This window comes from Oxalobacteraceae bacterium OTU3CAMAD1 (genome assembly GCA_024123915.1).
GTDB lineage: Bacteria > Pseudomonadota > Gammaproteobacteria > Burkholderiales > Burkholderiaceae_D > Rugamonas.
Window position 1 is genome coordinate 6,144,924 of the sequence record CP099650.1, and the last position, 24,505, is coordinate 6,169,428.

Consider the following 24,505-nt stretch of genomic DNA (forward strand, 5'->3'; position numbering starts at 1 on the left):
CATGGACGGTCCTGAACCACATAGCCCAACCCAGGAAAAACTGCTCGACGATCTGCGCCAGGTGATAGAAAACGCCGAGGAGCTGCTCAAGAACACCAATCAGTACCACGGCTCGCTGTACCAGGGCGCGCGCGCCAAGCTGGCGCAGGCGCTGCTGACCGCGACCGAGGAACTGGCCCGGTTTGAAGACGTGCAGATCGGCCGCATGATCGAGCTGACGGCCGCCGCCAATGAACTGCACCGGGATTTGACGGGCGAAGCCAAGGTACTGCGCGCGTTCAAGCCCGACAACTGATACCGGTCACCCCGTTTCACCCACCCCATCTATTTTGACGATCAACGCGTGGGCCAGCCAGAGTTGTAAATTGCCGGCCACGTCAAAGGCTTCGTCGATGTCGAACGCGGCATCGAGCGCGGCGCCGAAATCCCTCCCCTCCCCCAATACCCGCAGCGCCGCGTGACCGGCGCCGCTGAGCGGCACCACCTGCGTTTTCCAGGCCGGACGCGCGACCACGCCATAACTCGGCGCCGCCATGTGTTCGGGGAAGCCTGTCCCGCTGCCAGGCTGGTGCGCCTGCCACAGCGGAATCGTCGCCCACTCCGACGACAACAGCCGGCAGGCCGGATGCAGCGTCATCCGCGCCGTCTCCATCTGTTCCGGCGACAATGCGGCAAGCCGCTGCGCGGTGACGCCATCGGCCGCCGGCGCGTAGTGCGCGCGGTGCAGCGCCCACTCCAGCGTCGCCATGTCCGGCAGATAGGGATAATCGGCCACGTGCGGAAAGTGGCGCAGGAAAGTATCGAAGTCGGCGCCGAAACGGTTCAGGTCGCCGCTGGTGGACGGATGCGCGCGGCCGTAGGCTTTGCCCAGGCCGCTGAAAAACTCCTCGCCCATGAGCATTCGCACCACCGGATAGGCGGCAGACAAGGTCTTGTCCCAGGTCGCGCTCAGATTGCCGCGATAAAGCCCGAACCGGTGTTCGTTGTCGCTGCCCTTGAATTGCGATAACAACGGTTCCGTCTGGCCCGGGTCGAGCAGCGCGCCGGCGAACAGTTGCTGGTCGGCGGCGAGTTTGGGGGCGTCGGCCTCCTCCGCTAGCATCGCCGCCAAGCGCGGCGGCTCCGCAGGCGGCGCGGCATAGCGGCGATGCAGCGCCTCGGCCTTGGCGGCCTCTTCCAGCAGCACCTCGACCGGCGGGATATCGGTATCCCACTCGATCAAGGTCGGCACCGCGCCGAAGCGCTCCAGCGCCGCCTCGTACAGCCGCCAGACGGGGGCGGCCACCGTCGCGCCGTGGTGATCGATCACGGCCCCGGGCGTCACCAGATGACCGGCAAGATGCATTTCACCGACCGTACCGGGCGCGATGGCGGCAATGGCGGCCAGCGCGTCTTCGCCGTGGTTGCACTGGTTGACGTAAAGGTTGTTGATATCGAGCAGCAGCCCGCAACCGGTGCGCGCCGCCAGCGCCGCCATGAACTCCGCCTCGCTCATCGCATCGCGATGAAACCGTACATAGGTAGAAACGTTTTCAAGCAACAGTTGGCGTTTGAGCGTGTCTTGAACGCGGCTGACGCGCGCGCTCAGCATATCGAGCGCGGCAAGGTCCAACGTCAGCGGCAAGAGATCGTTGAGATAGCGGTCGCCGACGGCGCCCCAGCACAGGTGTTCGGACACCAGCACCGGGTCGATCCGTTGCACCAGGCTACGCACGCTGTCCAGGTGGCGCTCGGAAAAGCCGCGCGCCGAGCCCAGTCCCAGGCCGACGCCATGCAGGCTGATCGGATAGTCGCGCCGCAATTGCTCCAGCACGTGGCTATCCCAGCCGGCTTGATCGAGGTAGTTTTCGGTGTGAACCTCGAGCCAGGCGGCGCGCGGCCGCTGCTCGAGAAACTGACGGTAATGTGGCGCCCGTAATCCGACGCCGACACCCGGCTTCGGCTCCGACAGGCGTAGCGACGACATGGCTCCGGCGGTTGCTATGTGAGTCCCGCCGCGATTATTTGGCAGGCGGCGTGGTTTTGCCGCCGGCTTTTTCGCAGGTGCCTTTTGCCACGTATTTCCACTCGGTCGGCGCGTTGTCGACCTTGGCCTGGCCGGAGCACGAGTGCGTGCCGTTGGCGGCGGCGCAATCGTTTTGACCGGCCTTGGCGATGCCGTAGCACTTTTCCTTCGGCGTATCTTGATCGACGGCGGCGGCGGTGGCGCAGACGGTGGCCAGGGCGGCGGCGATCAGGGCTTGACGTTTATTCATGGTAAGTCTCCTCGAGTGGGTGATTGAATTCAGAACCGCAGCGTATCAGTAATAACGTCAATACGCATGTTTCTGTTGACCGGATTCAAATCGAAGAGAGGCGCGGACCGAACGACCGCGCAAAGACGCCGCGCACCCGATGGCGCACGGTGCTTGCATGCGGCGCCGCAGGAGCCGCGAAACCACCGCTCAGGCGGTGGTATTGATGGTGTTACCCAGGTTCGAAGGCAATCTCTGCGCCGACGGCGCGGGAGGAATGGCTTCAATCAAGGCCTGCGCGCTGGAAGCCTGGATATCCTGGGCTTTTTTCAGCACAGCCAGGCCGACCGCCTGCTTGTTGCCGGTTTCCGCCATCGAGGTTGCGGCTTGAGCAATACTTGAAACGTCCATATCATCCTCCTTTAAGGGGTATCACTTCTTTTACGGATGATTCGAGAAGAACTTTAGTCTTCCCGCGATTTATTTTAACTTTTTTTTCTCGACGTGGGCCACCAGCCAGGCCAGTACCTCGGTGGGCGCGTTCAGGTTCAGCCATACCGTGCCGGGCAACAAATCGGCGGGTCGGGGCAAGTCGGAGGCAACCGCGACGACGTGCGGATCGAGCGGATACAGCGGCGCACGGCCCTGCTCGGCGCGATAGACTTCCAGCTTGTCGATCGGATAGGTCTTGAACCCTTCGAGCAGGGTCAGGTCTGCCGGCGACAGGCGGTTCAGCTGTTCCTGCAAAGTCGGTTCGGGGGCGCCGCGCAGTTCGCGGATGATAGCGACACGGAACGGCGACGCCACCATGACTTCGGCGGCGCCGGCCATGCGCAAGCGGGCGCTGTCCTTCTGCGGCGGCTCCAGTTCCAGGTCGTGGTGGCTGTGCTTGATGACATTGACCTTCAGCCCCTGCGCAGCCAGCCGGGCGATCAGGAATTCCAGCAACGTGGTCTTACCGCTGCCGGACGTCCCGATGACGCCCAGAACATTGCGCATGTGCGCGGAACTCTCTTGCTGCATCGATCAACCCCTCTACCCCAATCTGTTACCGCCATTATACGCAGCAACATTTAAGGACGTAGCGAGGCTTCCGGCCAGATATTTACTCGTCGTTCTTTTGGTTGAACGCATCGTTGCGCGCCCGGCCGTTGGCCAGCAGGACCAGGCCCAGGCATAGCAGTCCGGCGCCGTAGCCGATCGGTTCTTGCTGGGTATCGACTTCCGCCGCCTGCGCGCGTGGCATGGCGAAGGCTGCGGCTATCAGGAAAGGCAATATTCTCAGGTGTTTCATGATATTTCCCCATGCATTGTTTTCAATGATAAGAAAATATCACTACCGAGTGACAAGTTGATGACAGGTCAATACGGAACGCGGTAACGATAGCCTTTGAAATTGAAGACGGCTTCCTTGGGGTTCAGTTTTTCCAGTTTGAGGCCGGGCGCGACCTCCTCCCCTTCGCGGCGCAGCACTTTGTCGATCAACAACAGCCGGTCGGACGGATTCTTGGAATAAATGTAACCGCCGACGGCGACCTGCGGAATCGAGCGCTGGATGGGCTCGGGCAGATCGCGCAAATTCTGGACCGGTTCCTCGAACGCGGCGGGCGCCTTGGCCTGTGCGCCCGGGGCGGCCGTAGGACTTGCATTGGCGCCCGCCTGAGGCGCGGCCTGAACCGTTTGCGATTCGGCGTGCTTGCGCGGCGCCGGGGTGAGCGTGGCCACCGGTGGCGGCAGCGCGGCGACGGGCGCCGGCAACGGCGCGGCACTATCGGCGACAACCTGGACCGGCGTCTGCGTGGCAAGGACAGGTGCCGCCGGCACCGGCGGCGCGGCTGGCGCTGGTGCACTCACCCCGCCCTGAACAAGCGGAGCGTCGGCGGGCGCCGCCGCCGGCTTCAACACCATGACCAGCAGCGCGGCGATGACGACGCCCATTCCCACGATCAACAACAGCAACGGCTTTTTAAGACGTCCGCCGGCCGAAGACCGGTCCACCGATTGCAATGTGGGCGCGTGCAGGGTCGGCGAGTTGCCGAGTTGACGTTCCGCCTGCGCTTTTTTCAGCGCTTCCAAAATATAGGACATATTATTTCCCTGCCACGGCGTCGGCCTTGCCGGCACGGGCCAGCAGACGTGGCTCCTGTACGCCGCCCAACTGATACAGTCGGATGAAAGTTTTCGGACCGGCCACGCCGTCCGCCTTGAGATGCTGCTCGGTCTGGAACTCGGTCAGACGGCTGCGCAGCGCCGCGTCCAACGGTTGGTTTTCCTGCGGCTTTTTCAGCTCGTACAGTTGCGACAAGCGCTTGGCCAGCCAGTCCACATCCGGTCCATGATCGCCGACGGTTACCTCGTCGCGCCAACTGCGTGGCGCCCGCCAGAACGTGGTGAACTCGCCGCCGAAGCGCGCGCCCAGCGCATCCAGGCCGATGGTCTGGGGCGCACCACCAGGGGGCGTGATGGTCGCGTTGCGTTTATCGAGCGCGGTCAACAACACATAGTTGGGCGCGACGGGATCGTCGCGCAGGGTCAGCACCGCCGGACGGTCCAGCAGGCGCAGATCGTCGATGCCGCCTTTGGTTTGCAGGCAACGCAGGTTCAGGCGCGCCGCCGTCGGACAGGGATCGCCGTCGACCAGCGCCAGCCCCCACATGCCGGCGAGCTGGCGCAACGCCGCCGCCTTGCTCGCGCCTTCGGCCGGCGCGGCCGCCGGCAAGGCTGCTGGCATCGCGTTGGCCGCGGAGGGCAAGGACGCGGCCGGTGCAAGCGCGGGCGCCTGCGCACCCGCCTTCGGCACGGCGACAGCGGCGCCACCGGCTGCCGACGGCGTCGCCGAAGCGGCCCGGGCACTCTGCATGCCCGGCTTGGCGTCGTGCGCCGCCAACTGCCACAGCACCGCGCTGATGATCACGCCACCGAGCGCGCCGGCCGCCACCAGCGGCCAGCGCCGCCCGGCCGAGGAGGCAAGCAACGCGCCCGGCGCCACTTCCTGCCCTGAAAACACCTCCGACGCCGCGCGGCGCAAGATGACGCGCGTCACCTGCGGCTGGTTCTCGACATACGCGCCCAGCAGCGCCCGGTCGCACAGCAGGTTGATACGGCGCGGCACGCCTTTCGCCAGACTGTGCACCAGCCCCATCAGGCGACGCGGAAACGGCGCGATCGCCGACGCGCCGGCCACCGCCAGCCGGTGCTCGATATAGGCGCCGGTTTCGGCCTCGGTCAAGGAGCCCAGGTGATAGCGGGCGATGACGCGCTGCGCCAACTGTTCCAGTTCCGGCCGCGCCAGCATCGTGCGCAGCTCGGGCTGGCCGATCAGGATGATTTGCAGCAGCTTGCGCTCGCTCGTTTCCAGATTCGTCAGCAGGCGCAACTGCTCCAGCACCTCGGCCGACAGGTTCTGCGCCTCGTCGATGATGAGCACATTGTTCTTTGCCTGCGCGTGGCTGGCCAGCAGATAGGCGTTGATCGCGTCGACATAGCCCTTGACGCTGACGGCGCCGGCGCCCTGCGGCGGCAGCTCGATGCCGAACTCGTCGCAGATCGACAGCAACAGTTCCTCCACCGACAGCTTGGGATTGAAGATATAGCCCAGCTTGCAGTTCTCCGGGATCTGCTCCATGAAGCAGCGGCACACGGTGGTCTTGCCGGCGCCGATCTCCCCCGTCAGCAGCACGAAACCGCCGCCGCTGCCGATGCCGTACAGCAGATGGGCCAGCGCCTCGCGGTGGCGTTCGCTCATGAACAGGTAGCGCGGATCGGGCGCGATGGAAAACGGCGATTGCTTCAGATTGAAAAAGTGGGTGTACATGAAGACCTTGGGAGTGCGCGTACCCTATTTTATCCGCTGGCGCACGGCAGGCGGCTGCACCGGCGGCAAGGGCTTGTACTTCGCGCAGTAAATCTTGGATTTGGTATCGAAATAAACGATGCGGCTGGCCGGCTTGGCCTCGCGCACCGGAAAGGCCGACGTGTCGATTCTCGCATAATGAACGCCGACCTGGGCGATGATCGCTTTCTCCAGCTCCTCCGGCGTGGCCTCGGCCACGGCGCCGACGAAAATATAGGTGCTGGTGTCGTCGCTGACCATCACCTCGGAGACCGGCGTGCCCCACAGGTTGGCGCCCTCGGTCTTGAACCAGAAGGCGCCGCCGTCGTGCTTGTAGGCCGGGCCGAAGGCCTTGAGCAGGTAATCGTAGTAATAGAAATTGGCGGTCTGGTCGCGGCACAGCAGGCCGTTGCCGATGACGGTGCCGAAGGTGGTGGGCACCGCTTGCGCCCGGGCGACGCTGGAAAGCAGCATGGCGGACGCCGCCAGTGCGCAAAACGCAGCGCGGCGTCGCGATAAGGAAAACGTCATCATTAAAGTTTCGATAACCAGGAGCGGTTGGCGCTGATCCGTGCCTTGGCGGTCGCCGGCAACGCCTCATAGCATCCCGGGTACTGCTTCAAGGCCGTTTCCCGGATTTCCTTCTGTAAGCCGTTGATTAAGAACACATACAGCACCGAACCGTCGTCCGTGTTTTTTGTCCCCATGTATTTAATCATGTCCGCCCCCCGCTTCCTTTCCCCGCTCGAGCATCAGTAACCCGATTATGACATTATCGGCGCCCGCGACGACAAGTTGAATCGCAGTTCAGCGCCGCTTTTTTGCCGTTGATCCCACTATTCCGCGCATCCGTCCCATTCCGCGCGCCGCTTGCTTGCTTTTGTCATATCGTTCATTCCTCGCCACTTCCACAATCGAGATAAAAAATGAAGCAGACGATCAAACACCAGGCGCTGGCCTGCACCCTGCTGGCGGCCGCCGTCGCCGGCGGCTACGCCCAGGCCGACACCAAGGCCGACAGCAAATCCGACGGCGCCATCGGCACCGAGACCCGCACCGTCGCGCCGTTCACCAGCATCAACCTGAACGGCCCGTTCCGCGTGATCGTCACCAACCAGGCCGGCAACGGCATCGAACTGTCCGGCCCGCGCAAAAAGTTCGCCGACATCGAAACCTCGGTCAGCGGCGACACGCTCACCGTGCGCCAGCCGCGCAAAAAGAGCAACGGCTGGGTCTTCAACTTTAACTGGAACAACGACCATAAGTCGCAGGTGACGGTGCGAATCAACGCCGCGACCTTGAAAAGCCTGCGCGCCGCCGGCAGCGGCGACGTCGATCTGCAACAATTCCAGGGCCAGGCGCTCAGTTTGACGTCCGAGGGCGCCGGCGACATTCGCGCCAACGGCACGGTGCAGGAGCTGACGGTCACCTCCTCCGGCAGCGGCGACCTCGAGCTGCGCAACTTGAAAGCGGCCAGCCTGAACGTGGTCTCCAACGGTCCCGGCGACATCAACGCCGCCGGCGTCACGCAGGATCTGAACATCTCGGTCAACGGGCCGGGCGACCTCGACATTACCGACATCAACGCCGGCAAGATCAACACCGCGATGCACGGGCCGGGATCGGTCACCTTGCGCGGCAACGCGAAGGAAATTCGCGCCGAAGTGGCGGGCCCTGGCGATCTCGACGCCTGCGGACTGAGCACCGAGGCGGCCAGCGCCATGCTGCACGGTCCGGGCGACGCCTGCATCGCCGGCAACATCAAGAAACTCGACGCCGAAGTCCACGGCTCGGGCGACCTGACGGTGCGCGGCCTGCAGGCGCAAACGGTGCGCGCCATCCTTAGCGGCCCGGGCAGCATGACCTTGTCGGGGGCGACGGCAATGCTGAGCGCGGAAGTCAGCGGCCCCGGCGACCTGGACGCCAAGACCTTGCAGGTCGGCCGCGCGGTGGCGCGCAGCCGCGGTCCCGGCAATATTCATCTGAACCGTGTCAGCGACACGCTGGAGGCGGAAGTGGGCGGCCCCGGCGACCTGACGGCGACGGCCGACTGCAAGAGCGTGCGGCTGAACATGCACGGCCCCGGCGAGGTCAAGCTCGACGGCAAAACCGCCACCCTGACCGCGCAGCTAAGCGGCTCGGGCAACCTTAACGCGAAGCAGTTGTGGACCGGCCAGGCCGACGTCATCGTGCGCGGGCCGGGCAACGCGGTGGTCAATGTGAATGGCAAGGCGGCGGAACAATCGCGCCTGGTGACGTACGAGCGCACCGGCACCCGCGACAAAGCCAACAATTAGTCGAAGCAGAGGCGCTTCTTGGTGGCGGCAATCAGCTTGTCGTCATACGGATGCAGGTTCTCGACGAACAGCAACTCCGTCTCGTCCGGCTCTTCCAGACACATTTCAATCATCATCGGCCCGTCTTCCATGCGGCCCAAAAAGTGCGATGGCCAGCGGTTCTTGCGGTGCGTCTTCAGCACTTCCATCCCCAGCTTGGCCAACGGCGCCTTCACGCCCGCAGCCAACGCTTCGCGCTGCCAGTCGTCCCAATAGTCAGTCATTTGTCTTACCTTTAAATATCTAGCAAAGCGGAATTGTACTCCTTCCGCCGCCCTCCCTACCAAAACCAGACCAAAGTGGCATGCATCGACGGCTCGCCTGCGAGCTTGCCCCGGCTCGTCAATTTCCATTAAAAACAGATAGTTACCAACAAATACCAACTCGACAACGCAAGTCCACTTCAATATTTTATAATACCAGTTAAATACCTGTTGACAAGCTGGTTGGGCAACCATATAGTGCCCTCAACCACCCCGGCCCGGCCGGATTTCCAGCGACAGCGTTTTCGGATACCCATGATCGAATTTTTAATCGGCGTTGACGGCGGAGGCAGTGGCACCAGGGTTCGCCTGGCGCGCGCCGACGGCGTCGAACTGGCAAGCGGCGCCAGCGGCCCCTCCGCCCTGTCGCACGGCATCGCCGGCGCCTGGGCGGCAGTCGAAGACGCCGCAACCAAAGCCTTCGCCGCCGCCGACCTCGATTTCCCCGCCAGGTCGTCCATCGCGATCGGCCTTGGGTTGGCCGGCGTGCATAATCGGGCCTGGGCGGCGCAGTTCGTCGCCGCCAACCCGGGTTATGCGCACCTGGCGCTGGAATCGGACGGCCATACCACCGTGCTCGGCGCCCACGCCGGCCTGCCGGGCGCGATCATCGCGCTGGGCACCGGCAGCGTCGGCGAGGTCAAACCGGTCCGGGGCCCGCATGTCGAAGTGAGCGGCTGGGGCTTCCCGGCCGGCGACGAGGCCAGCGGGGCCTGGATGGGACTGCGCGCGGCCAACCACCTGCAGCAAGTGCTCGACGGCCGCAAGCCGGACGACGCGTTCGCCGCCGACGTCGCGGAAGCCTGCGGCGCTGCCCAAGGCGCGGACCTCGCGCAGACGCGCCTATCGGTGCAGCAGTGGCTGGCCAAGGCCACGCAGACCCAATACGCGCAACTGGCGCGCGCGGTGCTGCGCCATGGCGAATCGAATCCCACTGCGCGCGCCATCCTGCTCGAAGCGGGACGCGAAGTGGAACGCATGGCCGACGCGCTCGATCGCAGCGGCGCGCTGCCAATCGCGTTGTGCGGCGGCCTGGGTGAGCCATTGCGCCCCTACCTGCCGGCGGCCACCCTGGCGCGCATCGTGGTTGCGCAAGGCGATTCGGCGGCCGGCGCGCTGCGGCTGATCCAACAACGATTGAAGGAGTAGCCCGTGCTGGCCCAGTCGAGCGAACAGCTGAAAGATTTCGAGCCGGACGCCGGCAGCGACACGCCGCTGTACATGCAGCTGGCGAACAAGCTGTCCGACGGCATCGTCAACGGCGAGTGGCGCGCCAACGAGGCCTTGCCGTCCGAGCGCGTGCTGTCGGAGATGCTCAATATCTCGCGCGTCACCGCCCGCAAGGCGATCGACATGCTGTGCGAGCGCGGCATGCTGACCCGCAAGCGCGGCTCGGGCACCTACATCACGCCGAAACTGGAGCAGCCCTTGTCGCGACTGACCAGCTTTTCCGAGGAACTGCGGGAGCGCGGCTTCAACGCCGGGTCGCGCTGGCTGCAACGCGACATCGGCGTGGCCTCCCCGGTGGAGGTGCTGTCGCTCGGCCTCTCGCCCAACATGCCGGTGGCGCGCCTGAAGCGCCTGCGCACCGCCGACGACGTGGTGATGGCGATCGAGACGACCACCATCCCGGCCCAGTACATGCCCAACCCGCACAGCGTGACCGATTCGCTGTACGGCTACCTGGAATCGAAGGGCACGATCCCGATGCGCGCGTTGCAGCATATCCGCGCCGTCAACGCCAGCGTGGAACAAGCGCGCCTGGCCAACATACCTGCGGGTGCCGCCATGCTGCACATCACCCGCGTCAGTTATCTCGACAACGGCGCAGCGGTGGAACTGACCCACTCGTATTGCCGTAGTGATTATTATGAATTCGTAGCGGAGTCGCGCAGATGAGCAGTGCAATCAAAGGCAATATCCTTACGTCGGCGGGCTGGATCCGCGGCGAAGTCACATTCGACGAACGCGTGATCGCCATCACCGGCGGCGGCATCGATCCGGCCCTCAACGCCGACGACTACATCATCCCCGGCTTCATCGACCTGCACGTGCACGGCGGCGGCGGCAAGGACGTGATGGAAGGCGGCGACGCGGTCCGCACCATCGCCGCCATCCACGCGCGGCACGGCACCACCAGCATGCTGGCGACCACCATGACGGCGCCGCCGGAGGATATCGACCTCGCGCTGGCCGGCATCGGCAAGGCCGCCGCCCAGCGTGGCAAAGGCGAAGCGCGCGTGCTCGGCGCCCACCTCGAAGGCCCGTACATCAACTCCGGCAAGCTCGGTGCGCAGCCCAACTACGCGCGCTCGGCCAAGCTGGCCGACGTCGAACGCCTCGAAACGCTGGCGCCCCTGAAACTGATCACCGTGGCGCCGGAAATCGACGGCCACCTGGAACTGGTCAAGGAATTGTCGGACGCCGGCATGCGGGTGCAGATCGGCCACACGCTGGGCTCCTACGAGGACGGCAAGGCGGCGCTGGAAAACGGCGCCCACGGCTTCACCCACCTGTTCAACGCGATGACCGGCCTGCACCACCGCGAGCCGGGCATGGTCGGCGCGGCGCTGGCCCACGCGCAGTACGCCGAACTGATACCGGACCTTCTGCACGTGCACCCTGGCGCCATCAAGACCGCGCTGCGGTGCATTCCGCGTCTGTACTGCGTGACCGATTCCACCTCCGCCACCGGCATGCCGGACGGCGAATATATGCTGGGCCGCCAGGTCGTTCACAAGTGCATGGGCGGCGTGCGCCTGCCCGACGGCACCCTGGCCGGCAGCACCCTCACCATGGACCAGGCGCTGCGCAACCTGGTCGGACTCGGCCTCGATCTGGCGGATGCCTCGGCACGGGTCTCAACGTATGCGGCCGACTATCTCGGCCTGCAAGAGCGGGGCCGCGTGGCCCCCGGCGCCTACGCCGACTTCGTGGTGCTCGACCGTGACCTGAACCTCAAAGCCGTCTATATCGAAGGAGAATTGTTGTGACCTCAATGATGTTGAAAGAAGCCCTGTCCGCAGCTGATTGCGTGGCCCTGCAACTGGCCCACGATGGCGACCGTTACGCGGAGCTGGGCCGCAAATTGAGGAGCACCTCCTTCTCGACCGCGCTGACCATCGCGCGCGGTTCGTCGGACCACGCCTGCGCCTACGCCGCCTACCTGATCATGGCGCGCCTGGGCCGCGTGGTGGCGTCGCTGCCGATGTCGCTGGTGACGTTGAACAAATCGCCGCTGATCACCCGCGACACGCTGGCGATCTCGATCTCGCAATCGGGCCAGAGCCCGGACGTGGTCGAGCCGATCAAATACTTCCGCGACGGCGGCGCCACCACTATCGCGCTGGTCAACGACATCGATTCGCCGCTGGCGCACGCCGCCGAATGGGCCATGCCGCTGCGCGCAGGCAAAGAGCAAAGCGTGGCCGCGACCAAGAGCTTCATCACCAGCCTGGTCGCCGGCGCCCGCCTGGTGGCCGCGTGGCAGGACGATCCGGAGCTGCTGGAAGGCCTGCAGGCGCTGCCCGAGTCGCTGCGCGCCGCCACCACCGAGGACTGGTCCCCGGCGCTGGAGGTGCTGGCCCCGGCCCGCAACATCATGGTGGTCGGTCGCGGCATCAGCTTCCCGGTTGCGCTGGAAGCCTCGTTGAAGTTCAAGGAAACCTCGGCGCTGCAGGCGGAAGCGTTCAGCGGCGCGGAGATCAAGCACGGCCCGATGGCGCTGATCGAAGAAGGCTATCCGCTGGTGATCTTTGCCACGCGCGGTCCGACACAAGCCGGCCTGCTGCAACTGGCCAGCGAGATGCGCGGCCGTGGCGCCCGCGTGCTGCTGGCCGCGCCGGCCGACGTGGCCGAGCGCGACCTGACCTTGCCGGTGGCGGCGACGCCGGATCTCGATCCGATCGTGGCGATCCAGACCTTCTACGTGATGGCGGCGAAACTGTCGGCCGCGCGCGGCATGGACCCGGACGCGCCGCGCCACCTGAGCAAAGTCACCAAAACAAATTAAGACGATATGAGTGAGCCGCGCAGCAACCCGCAGAGCATGGGGTCGTACCCCGTACGGGGTACGACCCCGGCATGCCGACGTGCGGGTTTAAAGCGGCTGCACCGTTGTCACCTGAACGGAACCGCAAAATGACCCAAACCCACAACGATCTGCGGAAAATCGCGGGCCAACTGATCATGATCCGCTTCCCCGGCACGGTGCTGGACGCGGCCACCGCCGACTTCCTGAAGGCGAACAGCATCCGCGCCGTCTGCCTTTTCCGGGGCAACATGACCGACTCCGAACAACTGGGCAAGCTGACGGCCGACCTGCGCGCGGTCATGGGACCGGAATCGCTGATCGCCATCGACCAGGAAGGCGGCGCCGTGGTCCGCTCGACCTGGGTGCCGGCGCCGCCTGCGGCCATGGGCCTGGGCGCGGCCGACGACACCGACCTGGCCTACCGCACCGGCGCCGCCGTGGCGCGCGCCGTCAAGGCATTGGGCTTCAACTGGAACTTCGCGCCGGTGCTGGACCTGAATAACAACCCGCACAATCCGGTCATCGCCGAACGCTCCTTCGGCGCCGAACCACAGCGCGCCGCCGAACTGGCGATGGCGTGGATGGCCGGCAGCCATGCCGAAGGCGTGGCCTGCTGCGTCAAGCACTTCCCCGGCCACGGCGACACCAACGTCGATTCGCACCGCGACCTGCCGACCGTGAACAAGCCGGTGGAGGAACTGGACCGCCTGGAACTGGCGCCGTTCCGGATCGCGTCGGCGGCCGCGCCGGCGATGATGACCGCGCACATCGTCTACCCGACCCTGGACCCGGACAACCCGGCCACGATGTCGCGCCGCATCCTCACAGGCCTGCTGCGCGACGAGTGGAAGTACAAAGGCATCGTCATCACCGACGGCATGGACATGCACGCCATCGCCGGCCGCTACGGCGTGGGCAACGCGGCGGTGCGCGCGCTGACCGCCGGCGCCGACATGGTGATGGCCCTCGGCACGCCGGAAACGCAGGACGAAACGCTGAACTCCATCGCGGCGGCGCTAGCCTCCGGCGAGCTGACATCGCAAGACGTCCAGCAGCGCCTGGACCGCTTGTCGGCGCTGGCGCTGGCCTATCCGTGCAAACCGCGCTCGTACAAGGAAGACGCTGCCGACCGCGACGTCATGGCCGAAGGCTGGTGCCGCGCGCTGACGGCCTACGGCCAGCCGCGCCGCCCCGCCAAGGGCGCGCACGTCCGACTGGTGGTGCGCCAGGACGTCGTCAGCGACGGCGTATCGGAAGCCGGCGTGCCGGCCGAAACGGTGGCCGCCTCGCTGCGCCGCCTGTACGACGTCGAACTGGTGACCTTCGCCGACGCCGAGACCTTCGACTGGAGCGCCCTGCCCCGCGACGGCCGCTTCACGATGCTGGCCTCGACCTCGCGCCTGCGCTACGGCGAGCACGCGCGCGCCACCTGGCGTCCCGACCTGCATCTGGCGTTGTGGAACCCGTACCAGGCGCTCGACATCCAGGCGCCCGCGCTGATGACCTACGGCTTCGCCAAACCGGCGCTGGACGCGGTCAACCTGTGGCTGGCCGACGAACTGCCAGCCACCGGTCGCGCGCCGGTGCCGGGCTTCGAATAAAAATAATCCGGGGACGACGTGGACCACAACAATCAAAACATCCGCAATCCGAAGTTCTGGGTGCCCAGCCTCTATCTGGCGCAAGGCCTGCCGTTCTTCGCGGTGGCCATCGTCGCCAACCAGATGTTAAAGAGCATGGGCATGCCCAATAGCGACATCAATCGCTGGACCGCCTTGATCGGCTTCGCGTGGGTGTTTAAACCGTTGTGGAGTCCCTTCCTCGAACTGGCCAGCAGCAAAAAACTGATCGTGGTCACCTTCCAGATCTTCGGCGGCGTATGTCTCGGCGGCGTCGCGCTGGCGTTGCACGCGCCGTTCTGGTTCGCCGCGTGCATGGCGATGCTTGCGCTGGTGGCCATCTCGGCGGCCACGCACGATATCGCCTGCGATGGCCTGTATATCACCAGCCTCGATGAAAAAGGCCAGGCGCAATACGCCGGCTGGACCGGCACCTTCTTCAACGCCGGGAAGTTCCTCACCACCGGCGGGCTGCTGGTGCTGGCCGGGCACTTCGAGCAAACCATCGGCGTGGTGCCCGCGTGGACCATCTGCTTCCTCATCCTGGCTGCGGTCATGGTCGGCCTCGGGCTTTACAACAGTTGGGCGCTGCCCCAGTCGAAGAACGCGGTAAGCACCGGCACCAACGCCGCCGCCATCGCCCGCACGCTGTGGGAAGTGATCGTCGAGTTCTTCAAAAAGCCCGGCATCTGGGTCTCGATCCTGTTCATCATCCTGTTCCGCGCCGGCGAGGCGCAGGTGCAGTCGATCGGCCCCTTGTTCCTGCGCGAGGCGCGCCACCTTGGCGGCCTTGGCCTCAGCACGGCCGAAGTGGGCGCCGTCTACGGCACGGTGGGAACGGTGGCCTTCCTGGTGGGCAGCATCGCCGGCGGCTACTTCACCTCGTGGCTGAGCCTCAAGCGCGCCATCCTGTGGCTGATCCTCGCCGTCAACCTGCCCAACGCCGCCTTCTATTTGCTGTCTTACTTCCAGCCGACCGACCTGGCGGTGATCGGCGCGGCGCTTAGCATCGAGATGTTCGGCTACGGCTTCGGCTTCGTCGGCCTGATTCTGTACATGATGCAGGTGGTCGCGCCGGGCAAATACCAGACCGCGCACTACGCCTTCGCGACCGGCATCATGCAGCTCGGCTTTGTCCTGTTCAAATTATTCAGCGGCGACATCCAGATAGCGCTCGGCTACCAGCACTTCTTCATCTGGGTGATGCTGTGCGCGATCCCGGTGGCCATCCTGTCGCAGATCATTCCGATGACCGCGCGCGCGCAGCGCGAGCCGGAGCCGGTGGTTGCGCGACCAGCGCACGGTTGAAGCACCCTTGAATAATGCGCATCAACCATGATTTATGTAACAATACGTTGGTTTGGCCGGCAGGCTCTTTTACTTCCCGGAAAGGGATCGTAGAATGTGCGGTTTGCCGGATCGCGCGCAGCGCGGCCTTGAACACTAACTCCAATAGCGACGGCATGGCGCCTCGGCGCCGGCCATCCCATGTCTTTTGAAGGATTAAACATGTCCCATATTCGTCTCGCTCGTATTAGTCTGATCCTGGCCGCCATCGGCCTGAACGCGGTACCGGCCATGCTGGGCGTGACCGCCGCCCACGCGCAGGACAAGGAAAAGGAAAAAGCCGCCGCCGAAGCGCCGAAGGACACCGTACGTCCGGAGATCTTCAAGTTGATCGACCCGGCGCAAACCAAGCCGCTGCTCGACGCCAAGAACTACCAGGAATACCAGACCCGCATCGATAGCGCCGCCGCCGCGCCCAACCTGACCCCTTACGAAGCGTTTGTGCTGAACCAGATGCGCGTGCAACTGGGCCAGGCCTCCGGCAACAATGAGCTGACCCTGAAGGCGCTGGAAGCGATGATCGAGTCGGGCCGTCTGAAACAGGAAGACAAATTGCGCTTCATCGACGCCATCGCCGGCATCTACTACAGCTCCATCAAGGACTACGACAAGGCCATCACCTGGTTCAACCGCTACGGCACCGAATCGGGCGACAACGCCAAGCAGCGCCAGTACATCGTGCGTTCGTACTTCCTGAAGAACGACTTCGCCACCGCCAAGACCGAAGTGCTGAAGGATATCGAAGCGGCCAAAAAAGCCGGCACCGCGCCGACCAAGGACGAACTCAATTTGCTGGGCAACGTCGGCATCAAGCTGAAGGACACCGACCTGTATCTGACGGCGATCGAAGAGCTGGTGCGCTACTACCCGTCGGAAGACTACTGGTTCGACCTGCTGAACCGCACCCGCGGCAAGAAGACCTACGCCGCACGCCTGGACCTGGACATGGCGCGTCTGAAAGGCGTCGCCGCGCCGTCGAAGATGGAGCCTGAGGACTATCTGGAACAGGCCGAACTGGCCGTGCTGGGCGGCTTCTTCACCGAAGGTAAAATCGCGATGGACAAGGCCTACCCTGGCGCCATCCCGGCCGGCAAAGACAAAGCCGCGATCCAGAAGATCCGCGACAGCGCCAACAAGGGCGCCGCCGACGATGCGAAAAACATCGACGCAGGTGTCGCTTCCGCCCAGAAGTCGAAGGATGGTGTCGGCCTGGTCAACCTGGGCTACAACTTCATCACCCTGGGCCAGTTCGACAAGGGTATCGACCTGATGAAGCAAGGTATCGCCAAAGGCGTGTCGAAGAATCCGGAAGACGCGAAACTGCGTCTGGGCTACGCGCTGGCGATGGCCGGCAAGAAGGATGAATCGATCAAGGTGCTGGAAACCATCACCGGCAACGACGGCCGTGGCGACCTGGCGCGCTACTGGATCATGTATCAGAACAAACCAGCGGCAGCCGCACCTGCCGCCGCTGCCAAGTAAGCGCAGCGCGATGTCAAAATGCCGGCTTGAAGCCGGCATTTTTTTTGAGTCTGATCTTTTGCTTATGCCTTCCGGTTGCGTCGCTTCAGGGTAGCGCCGAGCATGAGCAAACCGGCCGCCATCGTCAGGTAACTCTCCGGCTCAGGGACCGGACCGGCATACTGCGTGCCAAGATCGAATCGCAGCTTGTCGAGAGTGACGTACGCGTCCCAGTTTTCGTAGGTGCTGATTTCAGCGACGTTGGTCAGGCCAAGCGTATGGTAAAGGCCAGAGGCGCCGGCGACGGCATAGCCGCTGTAGCTGCCGGAGGTGTTGAAATCCCCCCTTGGGTTGACCGAGGCTTCGACGTGGTTATCGAAACCGTTAACATCGGTAGGATAAAACCGATCATCCACGCCGGAAACGGTACCCGGGTACAAAAAGGTGTTGAGGCTGATTCTGGCAGTGGCGTCCGGCGCGCCGAACGTGCTGCTGCTCGGCCATTGCATCGTTCCCTCGACACCGATCGTCATGGCCCCGTTCAATAAATAGCCCGTTTGCGACACCGCGTAGATCTGGAAACGGTCGCTGCGGTAGGCAGAGGGATAGCCCACTTCCGAATGCATGATAATGTCGAACTCCACCTGGTTGCCAATCACCGTCGGCACGCTATACATCCCCGTGTCGTAGTAATAATCGACGCCCTGACCATGCGCGACCGCGTACTGCGCATGGGCCGATATCGCTACCCAAAACAGCATGCAAAACGCGAGCAATCTTGCTGACACACTTTTCATAATCCCTCCAAAGAAGTTTGACCTTCCAATGCGGCAAAATGCCAAGGGAATTATAAATAGAGTATTTTCAAAAAAGTATTATTGGCTTTATTAAAACCTATTTTAGCAACACCTTGCAGTATGCTCCCCGCCGCGCGCGTTCAACGTTTCATCGCCGACGACAGCGTTTGCAACAGCTGGTGCTCGCCATCGGCTGCCAACTCCCAGAACATCGCCCCGCGCAGTTTCTTCGACCGGATGTAGCTCGCCTTCCCTTTCAGCGATTCCTGGTCCTCGTAGGTGATCCAGATCTGCTCCTTGGCGTTGTACAGGTACGGCACCTTGGCCGACGCGTTCCAATACCGCTTGTAGCCGTTACCGCCCTCGAACGAAGGCGTCAATATCCCCTGCTTCAGCAAATGGCTGAAACCATAGGCGTTGCCGCCATCGGCGCCGCCGGTCGCGCCGCCTTCGCACAGCTGATACTGCCCATCGCCCGCCGGACCCGGCGCGCAACCCTTCCAGCCATACCCGTAAAACGGCACGCCCATCACCAGCTTGTCCGCCGGGATGCCGGCGTCCAGATAGCGCTGCACCGACGCCTGCGCGTACAACCCTTTGTCGACCACCGGATCTTTCGGGTCGCCGCTCAGCGCCGCCAAGTGGCCGGTGGTTTTCTCCCACGGCGCGTGGTAGTCGTAGGTCATGATGTTGATCCAGTCTAGGCTTTGCGCCAGCTCCTTCATCCATCCGCTGCCCGCCGCGCCGTCGTTGACGAAGTTGGCGTTGGCGCCCGACGCGATCGTGATGCTGTAATGCTTGCCGTCCTTCTTGCCGGCCGCGTCGAAGGCGGTACGCAGCTCGCGTACCAGCTTGATGTAGTTCGGCTTGTCCTGCGGCCGCGCGCACACCCTGCCCGCCACGCAGGGCACGCCAACCTCGGTTGGATATTCCCAGTCGATGTCGATGCCGTCCAGACCGAAGCGGCGCATCAGCTTCACCGACGAGGCGACGAAATTGGCGCGCGCGGCGGCCGAATCGGCGACATCGGAAAACCGGTTCGACCAATTCCAGCCCCCGACCGACACTACCACCTTGAACTTCGGATACTGCTTCTTCAACGCCACCAGCGCGCGCAGATTGGCGCCGTCCGAGACCGCGTTGCCGAACACCAGCGCGCCGTTGGCCGACACCGGATCGCCGGCGGCATCCTGGCAGGGCGCCTCGTCATTGATGGAAGGTTCCGGGTTGCCATGCTTGCCGTCCCAGCACATGTCGATGAACGCGTACAGCGCCATCGTCAACTTGTCGGCGCCGACGTTGACGGCGGTGACCGGATACGTCGCCGACTTCCAGCCGGGGTAATAGCCGATCACTTCATCGGCCATGGCGGACGATGACGAAAAAGCTGCGATGACAGTTGCCGCGAACACTGCGCCGGCGTGTAGTTTCATGGTGTCTCCATTCGGATTATTTTTGCAGCTGCGCGATCAAAACTTCTTTGAAGCGGCGCACCTCTTCGGGCGACATCGCGCCCAGCGCGCCGCGCCGCTGCTCGGGAATATGGTCCAACCGCTGCGGGTCGGAATTGAAAACAAAATGCTCGAACATCGCCCGCCAGGCCTGCAGCACCTGCGGCTCCAGATCCTTCATGTTCAACAGGCAGTGCATCAAGGCGTTCGATGGCGACATGCTGCGATCGCTGGCGGTGTGCGATCCGCCCCACCAGTAGTTGACCAGGATGTTCAACTGGCCGATCGACTCGACCTGGTGCCACCAGATCGCGGGAATGTAAATCGCGTCGCCCGGTTCCAGCTCGGCCACCTGCGCGGCCGCCAGCGCGTCGCGAAAGCGCGGGTACTTGTCGAAGTCCGGTTGCGCGCGCGAGGCCATGCTGATCGGCGCGCCGGCCGGCGTGTAGTCGAGCGGGCCGACATACAGGTTGCCGACCTGCTCGGGCGGGAACAAGGTGAAGCGCCGCCGGCCGCTGACGCAGGCCGCGATATTCTGCGCCTCGTCGAAGTGGGCCGGGACCGTGATGTGATTGCCCAGCCAGATGCGCGGTTGCACCTCGGGTCCCAGCAGCGGCAGCCGGTTCTCCGCCAAAAAGCCCGGCAGGCATTCGGCGATGACCGCGCTTTGCGCCGCCAGCGCGGGCGCGCGGACGCCGGCCGGCAGGTAGCGCATCAACTGGTCGATAATGTCGGACATCGGCAGTCGGTTGCGCACGAAGCTGAACGCGCTGACGTCGTCGCTATAGGTCACCAGCCCCTGCGCGGCGGGCGGCGTCATGATGGCGTTGACATCGACGCCGCTGTCGAAGGACTTGAGGTAGCCGCTGACCGCCGCCGGCGATGTCAGCGCGTGCGCGACGACAGGCCAGTCGCGCACCACGCCGCGCATCACGGCGGGACGGTGCAGCGGCAGGATCTGCTCATGGAAGACGCGGGCGTCGACATCGCGCCACTCGGGTATCGGTTGCGGAGTTGGGTGCATCGGCAAAGTATAGCGTTATCCAGGCCGCGCCCGCCCCTTCATGGCGGCGGACGCGGTTGGACTGGTTAGTACTTGACGCGCATCGTCAGGAAGAACTGGCGACCGTTTTTGTAGACCGAACGTGGCTGGTCTTCGTTCAACGCGTAGTACTTCAGCTTCGGATCGTTCAGGTTACGCATGTCCAGCGAGAAGCCGATCTTCTCGTTGTATTTATAACCCAGCGAGGCGTTCATGTAACCCATGCCGACCTGGTTGAACTCCGTGCCGCGATCCAGGCCCACATACGAATCCGAGCGGTAGCTGTACGTCAGGCGGGCGTTGAAACGCTCATCCTCGTAGAACGCGCTGGCGTTGTAGGTGCGCTTCGACGAACCGAGCACCTTGGCGCCGCTGCTGTCGCTGGCGTTGGTGAAGGTGGCGTTGCCGTCGATACCGAAGTAGCCGAACAGCGGCTGCTGGTACGACAGCTCGATGCCCTTGACCTTGCCCTTGCTGTTGATCGGCGAGGAGATCAGGTACTGCGCGTCGAAACCATCCGGATCGGTGATCTTGGTGGCCTCGGTGTAGGTGCGGTAGGTGCCCACACGCGTGCCCTGGCCGATGTAATTGGTCAGGTTCATGTAGTAGACACTGGCCGACACCAGCGAGCGCGGTGCGAAGTAGTATTCCAGCGAAGCGTCGAAGTTGTTCGACGTGATCGGCTTCAGATCCGGGTTACCGCCCGAGCCGGAACCGACGCCGCCCTTGGCCGCCGGCGGCGTCAAGGTGAAGGTGCCGACCAGCGACGAGAAGTCCGGACGCGTCATGGTGCGCGACAGCGCGAAGCGGGCCACCAGGTCCTTGCTCAACTCAAGACGCAGGTTGGCGCTTGGCAGATAGTCGTTGTAGGTGTGTTCGACGGCGGTCGGCTTGAAGATGCCGAATGCCGACGTGTAGATCACGCCCGGCTGGCCAAGCGGCGTATCGCCCGGCATGCCGACATTGCTGACGGCGCGCTCCTTGGTCTGCACATAGCGCACGCCGATGTTACCGCTCCAGCCTTCGCCTTCGAAGTTACCCTGCACGTAGGCGGCGCGGTTCTTTTCCTTCAGGTTGAACTCATTGCCGAAGTCTTCACGCGTGCCGTCGGTGGCGCGGTTGGCGAACAGCTTGGAGAACGCCGCCAGCTGTTCGGCGGTGTAGCGGAAGATCCCGCGCGGGAAATTGCCACCCAGGCCGCTGGCGTAGTTCGACGGATACGATCCGGCGGCCGCCGGCCAATTGGCCGGGTTGTACGGCGAGTTGGCGCCGTTGATGCAGCTGTACTGGCTAGGCAGCGGCGCGGCCCAGAAGAAGCCCGGGCCGCCGTTGGCGTCGGTGCGGGTCGAGCAGGTCGGGCCCTGGCCGACGACGTTGTCCGAATAGCGATCGTGGTCGGCGCCGCGCACGCCGAACTTCAGCAGCTTGAGCGGGCCGGCTTCGAGCTGGAAGTCGCTGTCCAGTTGCAGCCATTTTTCCTTGTCGGTGACGGTGACATTCTGGTCGCCGAACATCCAGCTGAAGCCACTGGTGGCGTCGGTGCCCGGGGTCGCGGCAGGGTTGTTATTGAAGGAGAAGTCGGCCGCCGTGCCGGTGCCGTTCAATTTGTACGAGGCGCCCGTGCCGGTGGCGCCGTTCCAGGCGATGACGTCCTGGACCGGGGTCTTGCCCTCGCCCTTCGAGCTGCCGACCTTGCCGTAGAAGGTCAGGTTTTCGGCGGCGCGCCATTTGCCGTCCAGCGCGATGAATTTGGCGGTCGCTTCCGCGCCCGGGCGCGAGATCTGGTCGTACTCGTTGTAGTTGGTGCCGGCCACCGGCGCGAAGTTCGCGCTGACCAGGGTCTTGACGCCGTTCTGGGTCTTGACCACGTAGCCCGGCAGCGGCGCCTGGCCGTTGCCCTGGTTGATGATGGCGCCGCCGTTGAGCAGGTAGTTGTCGTTGGTGTTCGACGCCTTCAACGTCGAGCTGAAACCGGTCAGGTCGAAGTTCAGGTCGCGGCTCGGCTTGAATTGCAGGTCGATCAAACCGCCCTGGCGCTTACGTTCCTGCTGGAACAGCGAGGCGCCCAGGAAGCCGGGATAGTAGGCGTTGGCCAGGTCCGGATTGGCGATCGCCATCGGGCTGTTGGCCAGGATCTTGTCGTAGGACAGCGCTTCCTGGCCGTCGCGGCGCAGGTGGCGTTCTTCCGAGAACACTTGCAGCAAGGCGCCGAAGGTCTTCTGCTCGTTCTTCCAGTTCAGCAAAGCGCTGAATTGCGGATCGGTCTTCTTCGGCAGATCGGCGTACACCGCGCCCAGCGACACTTCGCCGGTGAAGTTCTCTTTAAATTCCAGCGGCTTGCGGCTGATGATGTTGACCGAGCCGGCCACGCCGCCCTCGACCAGGCTCGCTTCCGAGCTCTTGTGCACAACCACCGAGCCGACCAGCTCCGACGGCACCAAGGTGTAGCTGACGCTGCGGCCGACCTGGGTGGTCTGGTTCAGGATGAACCAGTCGCCGGAAGCCACGTTGTGGCCGTTGAACAGGGTCTGGGTCAGGTTGGGATTGGTGCCGCGCATCGACACGCGGTCGTTCTCGTCGAAGCCGCCTTCGCTGGCGCCGGCGTTGCTGACGTTCACGCCAGGCACGCGCTGCAGGGAGTCGGCGACGTTTTTATCGGGCATCTTGCCGATGTCTTCAGCCGTGATCACCTCCAAGTGGGACTCGGCGTTTTTCTTTTGGTTCAGCGACTGTTGCAGGGCCGCACGAATACCCTGCACCTGGACGGTTTGCATTTCCTCGCCGTCCTTCTTGCCGGCATTGGCCGCTTGCTGAGCTTGGGCTTGCGCTTGCGCCGACCACGACATGCCCAGCACCATCAGGCCCACCGCCGCGGCGATCGGCGTCAATTGCTCGACCGCGCTGCGTGGCATGTTCGTCTTACCTGGCAGATTCTCTTTCATTTACTCCCCCTTGATTGCGGCCTGTTTGTTTTGGAAAGGCCCGTGCTGTTTTAACGTCGATCGATTCCCCGGTTCATCGCCGCCGCGATGTCGTGCAGATCCCTTTTTACAACCTCATACAAAACCAATTCAACGCCAATATACCGCAGTACCAATACCAGAATACTACCAATTGACATATTTTTTTCATATGTTGTGCGAAGTACACATACCAATTTCTGCTTCGTTGCAGGGGAGCATCTATAGAGCGGTGCGGTCCACAGTAAAACCAGTGTGATACCAGCACGGTGGTTCTTTTTGGTATTATCGAAACAGGTATGGCAACAACCGGGTAAAGACCAATTTATGGCGGCCCGGCCCCAGATGAGGGAGACGAAACGGATGACATCGCTTGCAGAGATCATGCACACCTTGGGGCAAGGCAGCAGCCAGCCGCTCTATCAGCGCCTCCAGCGCGCGCTGCGCACGGCCATCGACCAGCGGGTGTTCGGGCCGGACGAGGCCTTGCCGGCCGAGCGTCAACTGGCGGCCGATTTGTCGATCTCGCGCATCACGGTCAGGAAGGCGATCGACGGCTTGGTCGACGAGGGTTTGCTGGTGCGGCGGCCCGGGTCGGGCAATTTCATCAATACGCGGATCGAAAAGAATTTCGCCAAGCTGACGTCGTTTTCGGAAGACATGCGGGCGCGCGGGCGGACGCCGCGCAGCGTGTGGCTCAAGCGGTCGGAGGGGACGGTGACGCCGGAGGAGGCGCTGCGGTTGCGGCTTAGTCCAGGGGCGGCGGTGTACCGGTTTCACCGTATCCGCTACGCCGATGACATACCGATGTGCATCGAGTACGCCACCATTGTCGCGGCGTGTTTGCCGTCGCTGGAATCGGTGCAGGTGTCGATGTACGAGGCGCTGGAGCACGCGCACAACCGGCCGGTGCGCGCGCTGCAGCGACTGAGCGCGCTGCTGCTCGATGAGGAGCAGGCGGCGCTGCTGCAAGCGAAGGCGGGGGACGCCGGCTTGGCGGTGGAGCGCTTGGGCTTTTTGCGCGACGGCCGCGCGGTGGAATTCTGCCGGTCTTATTTTCGCGGGGACTTGTATGATTTCGTGGCGGAGCTGAATGCCGTGTAGGGCCGGAATATGGCCGCTGGCGGCGC

The 24,505-nt window shown here is 63.9% G+C and carries 24 protein-coding genes; 10 read left to right on the forward strand and 14 right to left on the reverse strand.

The genetic code is table 11. The features are described from left to right. Nucleotide 1: 1 nt before the first annotated feature. The gene (locus NHH88_26215) at nt 2–295 is read left to right on the forward strand and encodes a hypothetical protein (GenBank protein ID USX13122.1); all 294 of its coding nucleotides are present in this window, start codon (nt 2–4) and stop codon (nt 293–295) included. A 6-nt stretch (nt 296–301) separates the two neighbouring features. Here the strand turns inward: NHH88_26215 and NHH88_26220 are convergent, their stop codons facing one another. From NHH88_26220 to NHH88_26260, 9 genes are all read right to left on the reverse strand, one after another. Continuing rightward, on the reverse strand, nt 302–1,966 hold the full coding sequence (locus NHH88_26220; GenBank protein USX13123.1) for a DUF692 family protein: 1,665 nt from the start codon (nt 1,964–1,966) through the stop codon (nt 302–304). Between the two features lie 34 nt (nt 1,967–2,000). Further along, the gene (locus NHH88_26225; protein USX13124.1) at nt 2,001–2,255 is read right to left on the reverse strand and encodes a DUF2282 domain-containing protein; all 255 of its coding nucleotides are present in this window, start codon (nt 2,253–2,255) and stop codon (nt 2,001–2,003) included. A gap of 189 nt (nt 2,256–2,444) precedes the next feature. Continuing rightward, on the reverse strand, nt 2,445–2,645 hold the full coding sequence (locus tag NHH88_26230; protein USX13125.1) for a YjfB family protein: 201 nt from the start codon (nt 2,643–2,645) through the stop codon (nt 2,445–2,447). 69 nt (nt 2,646–2,714) lie between these two features. Further along, nucleotides 2,715–3,257, reverse strand: coding sequence for a molybdopterin-guanine dinucleotide biosynthesis protein B (mobB, locus tag NHH88_26235; GenBank protein ID USX13126.1), 543 nt, complete (start codon nt 3,255–3,257; stop codon nt 2,715–2,717). Nucleotides 3,258–3,339: 82 nt separating this feature from the next. Then, nucleotides 3,340–3,528, reverse strand: a complete 189-nt coding sequence (locus NHH88_26240; protein ID USX13127.1) for a hypothetical protein — start codon at nt 3,526–3,528, stop codon at nt 3,340–3,342. Nucleotides 3,529–3,596: 68 nt separating this feature from the next. Next, a complete protein-coding gene (locus NHH88_26245; GenBank protein USX13128.1) occupies nt 3,597–4,322 on the reverse strand; it encodes a general secretion pathway protein GspB in 726 nt (241 codons plus the stop codon). Between the two features lies 1 nt (nt 4,323). Continuing rightward, nucleotides 4,324–6,048 carry an AAA family ATPase gene (locus tag NHH88_26250; protein ID USX13129.1) on the reverse strand — a complete coding sequence of 575 codons (1,725 nt, stop codon included), beginning with the start codon at nt 6,046–6,048 and terminating at the stop codon, nt 4,324–4,326. A gap of 24 nt (nt 6,049–6,072) precedes the next feature. After that, nucleotides 6,073–6,540 (reverse strand): hypothetical protein, encoded by a 468-nt coding sequence (locus NHH88_26255; GenBank protein USX13130.1) that lies wholly within the window; start codon nt 6,538–6,540, stop codon nt 6,073–6,075. Between the two features lie 59 nt (nt 6,541–6,599). Beyond that, nucleotides 6,600–6,785 carry a hypothetical protein gene (locus NHH88_26260; GenBank protein ID USX13131.1) on the reverse strand — a complete coding sequence of 62 codons (186 nt, stop codon included), beginning with the start codon at nt 6,783–6,785 and terminating at the stop codon, nt 6,600–6,602. Between the two features lie 207 nt (nt 6,786–6,992). Between NHH88_26260 and NHH88_26265 the strand changes: the two genes are divergently transcribed. After that, the gene (locus NHH88_26265; GenBank protein USX13132.1) at nt 6,993–8,363 is read left to right on the forward strand and encodes a DUF2807 domain-containing protein; all 1,371 of its coding nucleotides are present in this window, start codon (nt 6,993–6,995) and stop codon (nt 8,361–8,363) included. Here NHH88_26265 and NHH88_26270 read toward each other — a convergent pair. Beyond that, complete coding sequence (locus NHH88_26270) at nt 8,360–8,626, reverse strand: hypothetical protein (protein USX13133.1); 267 nt, start codon at nt 8,624–8,626, stop codon at nt 8,360–8,362. The genes NHH88_26265 and NHH88_26270 overlap by 4 nt on opposite strands. A 294-nt stretch (nt 8,627–8,920) precedes the next feature. Between NHH88_26270 and NHH88_26275 the strand changes: the two genes are divergently transcribed. The 7 genes from NHH88_26275 to NHH88_26305 all read left to right on the forward strand — a co-directional run bounded on the left by NHH88_26275 (nt 8,921) and on the right by NHH88_26305 (nt 17,146). Next, nucleotides 8,921–9,814, forward strand: coding sequence for an ATPase (locus NHH88_26275; GenBank protein USX13134.1), 894 nt, complete (start codon nt 8,921–8,923; stop codon nt 9,812–9,814). A gap of 72 nt (nt 9,815–9,886) precedes the next feature. Next, nucleotides 9,887–10,564 carry a GntR family transcriptional regulator gene (locus NHH88_26280; protein USX17440.1) on the forward strand — a complete coding sequence of 226 codons (678 nt, stop codon included), beginning with the start codon at nt 9,887–9,889 and terminating at the stop codon, nt 10,562–10,564. Further along, a complete protein-coding gene (gene nagA, locus NHH88_26285) occupies nt 10,561–11,658 on the forward strand; it encodes an N-acetylglucosamine-6-phosphate deacetylase (GenBank protein USX13135.1) in 1,098 nt (365 codons plus the stop codon). Before NHH88_26280 ends, nagA begins: the two co-directional genes overlap by 4 nt. A 5-nt stretch (nt 11,659–11,663) precedes the next feature. Then, the gene (locus tag NHH88_26290) at nt 11,664–12,677 is read left to right on the forward strand and encodes an SIS domain-containing protein (GenBank protein USX17441.1); all 1,014 of its coding nucleotides are present in this window, start codon (nt 11,664–11,666) and stop codon (nt 12,675–12,677) included. A gap of 128 nt (nt 12,678–12,805) precedes the next feature. Beyond that, on the forward strand, nt 12,806–14,299 hold the full coding sequence (gene nagZ / locus NHH88_26295) for a beta-N-acetylhexosaminidase (GenBank protein USX13136.1): 1,494 nt from the start codon (nt 12,806–12,808) through the stop codon (nt 14,297–14,299). A gap of 18 nt (nt 14,300–14,317) precedes the next feature. Next, nucleotides 14,318–15,625 carry an MFS transporter gene (locus tag NHH88_26300; protein ID USX13137.1) on the forward strand — a complete coding sequence of 436 codons (1,308 nt, stop codon included), beginning with the start codon at nt 14,318–14,320 and terminating at the stop codon, nt 15,623–15,625. A gap of 201 nt (nt 15,626–15,826) precedes the next feature. Next, entirely contained in the window at nt 15,827–17,146 is a 1,320-nt protein-coding gene (locus NHH88_26305; protein USX13138.1) for a hypothetical protein, read from the forward strand. Nucleotides 17,147–17,208: 62 nt separating this feature from the next. On the opposite strand, the gene NHH88_26310 is transcribed toward NHH88_26305, so the two are convergent. The 4 genes from NHH88_26310 to NHH88_26325 form a co-directional block, all read right to left on the reverse strand. Then, entirely contained in the window at nt 17,209–17,922 is a 714-nt protein-coding gene (locus NHH88_26310; GenBank protein USX13139.1) for a PEP-CTERM sorting domain-containing protein, read from the reverse strand. Between the two features lie 140 nt (nt 17,923–18,062). Then, a complete protein-coding gene (locus NHH88_26315) occupies nt 18,063–19,355 on the reverse strand; it encodes a glycoside hydrolase family 18 protein (protein ID USX13140.1) in 1,293 nt (430 codons plus the stop codon). A gap of 16 nt (nt 19,356–19,371) precedes the next feature. Then, nucleotides 19,372–20,397 (reverse strand): cupin-like domain-containing protein, encoded by a 1,026-nt coding sequence (locus NHH88_26320; protein USX13141.1) that lies wholly within the window; start codon nt 20,395–20,397, stop codon nt 19,372–19,374. 65 nt (nt 20,398–20,462) lie between these two features. Beyond that, nucleotides 20,463–23,357 carry a TonB-dependent receptor gene (locus NHH88_26325; protein ID USX13142.1) on the reverse strand — a complete coding sequence of 965 codons (2,895 nt, stop codon included), beginning with the start codon at nt 23,355–23,357 and terminating at the stop codon, nt 20,463–20,465. A gap of 381 nt (nt 23,358–23,738) precedes the next feature. Between NHH88_26325 and NHH88_26330 the strand changes: the two genes are divergently transcribed. Next, nucleotides 23,739–24,479, forward strand: coding sequence for a GntR family transcriptional regulator (locus tag NHH88_26330; GenBank protein ID USX13143.1), 741 nt, complete (start codon nt 23,739–23,741; stop codon nt 24,477–24,479). Nucleotides 24,480–24,505: the final 26 nt, after the last annotated feature.

Coding starts and splice junctions, on each gene's coding strand:
- NHH88_26280 (USX17440.1), top strand. CDS start 9,887: ATGCAGCTGGCGAACAAGCTGTCCGACGGCATCGTCAACGGCGAGTGG.
- NHH88_26330 (USX13143.1), top strand. CDS start 23,739: ATGACATCGCTTGCAGAGATCATGCACACCTTGGGGCAAGGCAGCAGC.
- NHH88_26255 (USX13130.1), bottom strand. CDS start 6,540: ATGCTGCTTTCCAGCGTCGCCCGGGCGCAAGCGGTGCCCACCACCTTC.
- NHH88_26240 (USX13127.1), bottom strand. CDS start 3,528: ATGAAACACCTGAGAATATTGCCTTTCCTGATAGCCGCAGCCTTCGCC.
- NHH88_26320 (USX13141.1), bottom strand. CDS start 20,397: ATGCACCCAACTCCGCAACCGATACCCGAGTGGCGCGATGTCGACGCC.
- NHH88_26310 (USX13139.1), bottom strand. CDS start 17,922: ATGAAAAGTGTGTCAGCAAGATTGCTCGCGTTTTGCATGCTGTTTTGG.
- mobB (USX13126.1), bottom strand. CDS start 3,257: ATGCAGCAAGAGAGTTCCGCGCACATGCGCAATGTTCTGGGCGTCATC.
- NHH88_26265 (USX13132.1), top strand. CDS start 6,993: ATGAAGCAGACGATCAAACACCAGGCGCTGGCCTGCACCCTGCTGGCG.
- NHH88_26305 (USX13138.1), top strand. CDS start 15,827: ATGTCCCATATTCGTCTCGCTCGTATTAGTCTGATCCTGGCCGCCATC.
- NHH88_26290 (USX17441.1), top strand. CDS start 11,664: ATGATGTTGAAAGAAGCCCTGTCCGCAGCTGATTGCGTGGCCCTGCAA.
- NHH88_26230 (USX13125.1), bottom strand. CDS start 2,645: ATGGACGTTTCAAGTATTGCTCAAGCCGCAACCTCGATGGCGGAAACC.
- NHH88_26245 (USX13128.1), bottom strand. CDS start 4,322: ATGTCCTATATTTTGGAAGCGCTGAAAAAAGCGCAGGCGGAACGTCAA.
- NHH88_26315 (USX13140.1), bottom strand. CDS start 19,355: ATGAAACTACACGCCGGCGCAGTGTTCGCGGCAACTGTCATCGCAGCT.
- nagZ (USX13136.1), top strand. CDS start 12,806: ATGACCCAAACCCACAACGATCTGCGGAAAATCGCGGGCCAACTGATC.
- NHH88_26220 (USX13123.1), bottom strand. CDS start 1,966: ATGTCGTCGCTACGCCTGTCGGAGCCGAAGCCGGGTGTCGGCGTCGGA.
- NHH88_26250 (USX13129.1), bottom strand. CDS start 6,048: ATGTACACCCACTTTTTCAATCTGAAGCAATCGCCGTTTTCCATCGCG.
- nagA (USX13135.1), top strand. CDS start 10,561: ATGAGCAGTGCAATCAAAGGCAATATCCTTACGTCGGCGGGCTGGATC.
- NHH88_26260 (USX13131.1), bottom strand. CDS start 6,785: ATGATTAAATACATGGGGACAAAAAACACGGACGACGGTTCGGTGCTG.
- NHH88_26325 (USX13142.1), bottom strand. CDS start 23,357: ATGAAAGAGAATCTGCCAGGTAAGACGAACATGCCACGCAGCGCGGTC.
- NHH88_26225 (USX13124.1), bottom strand. CDS start 2,255: ATGAATAAACGTCAAGCCCTGATCGCCGCCGCCCTGGCCACCGTCTGC.
- NHH88_26275 (USX13134.1), top strand. CDS start 8,921: ATGATCGAATTTTTAATCGGCGTTGACGGCGGAGGCAGTGGCACCAGG.
- NHH88_26270 (USX13133.1), bottom strand. CDS start 8,626: ATGACTGACTATTGGGACGACTGGCAGCGCGAAGCGTTGGCTGCGGGC.
- NHH88_26215 (USX13122.1), top strand. CDS start 2: ATGGACGGTCCTGAACCACATAGCCCAACCCAGGAAAAACTGCTCGAC.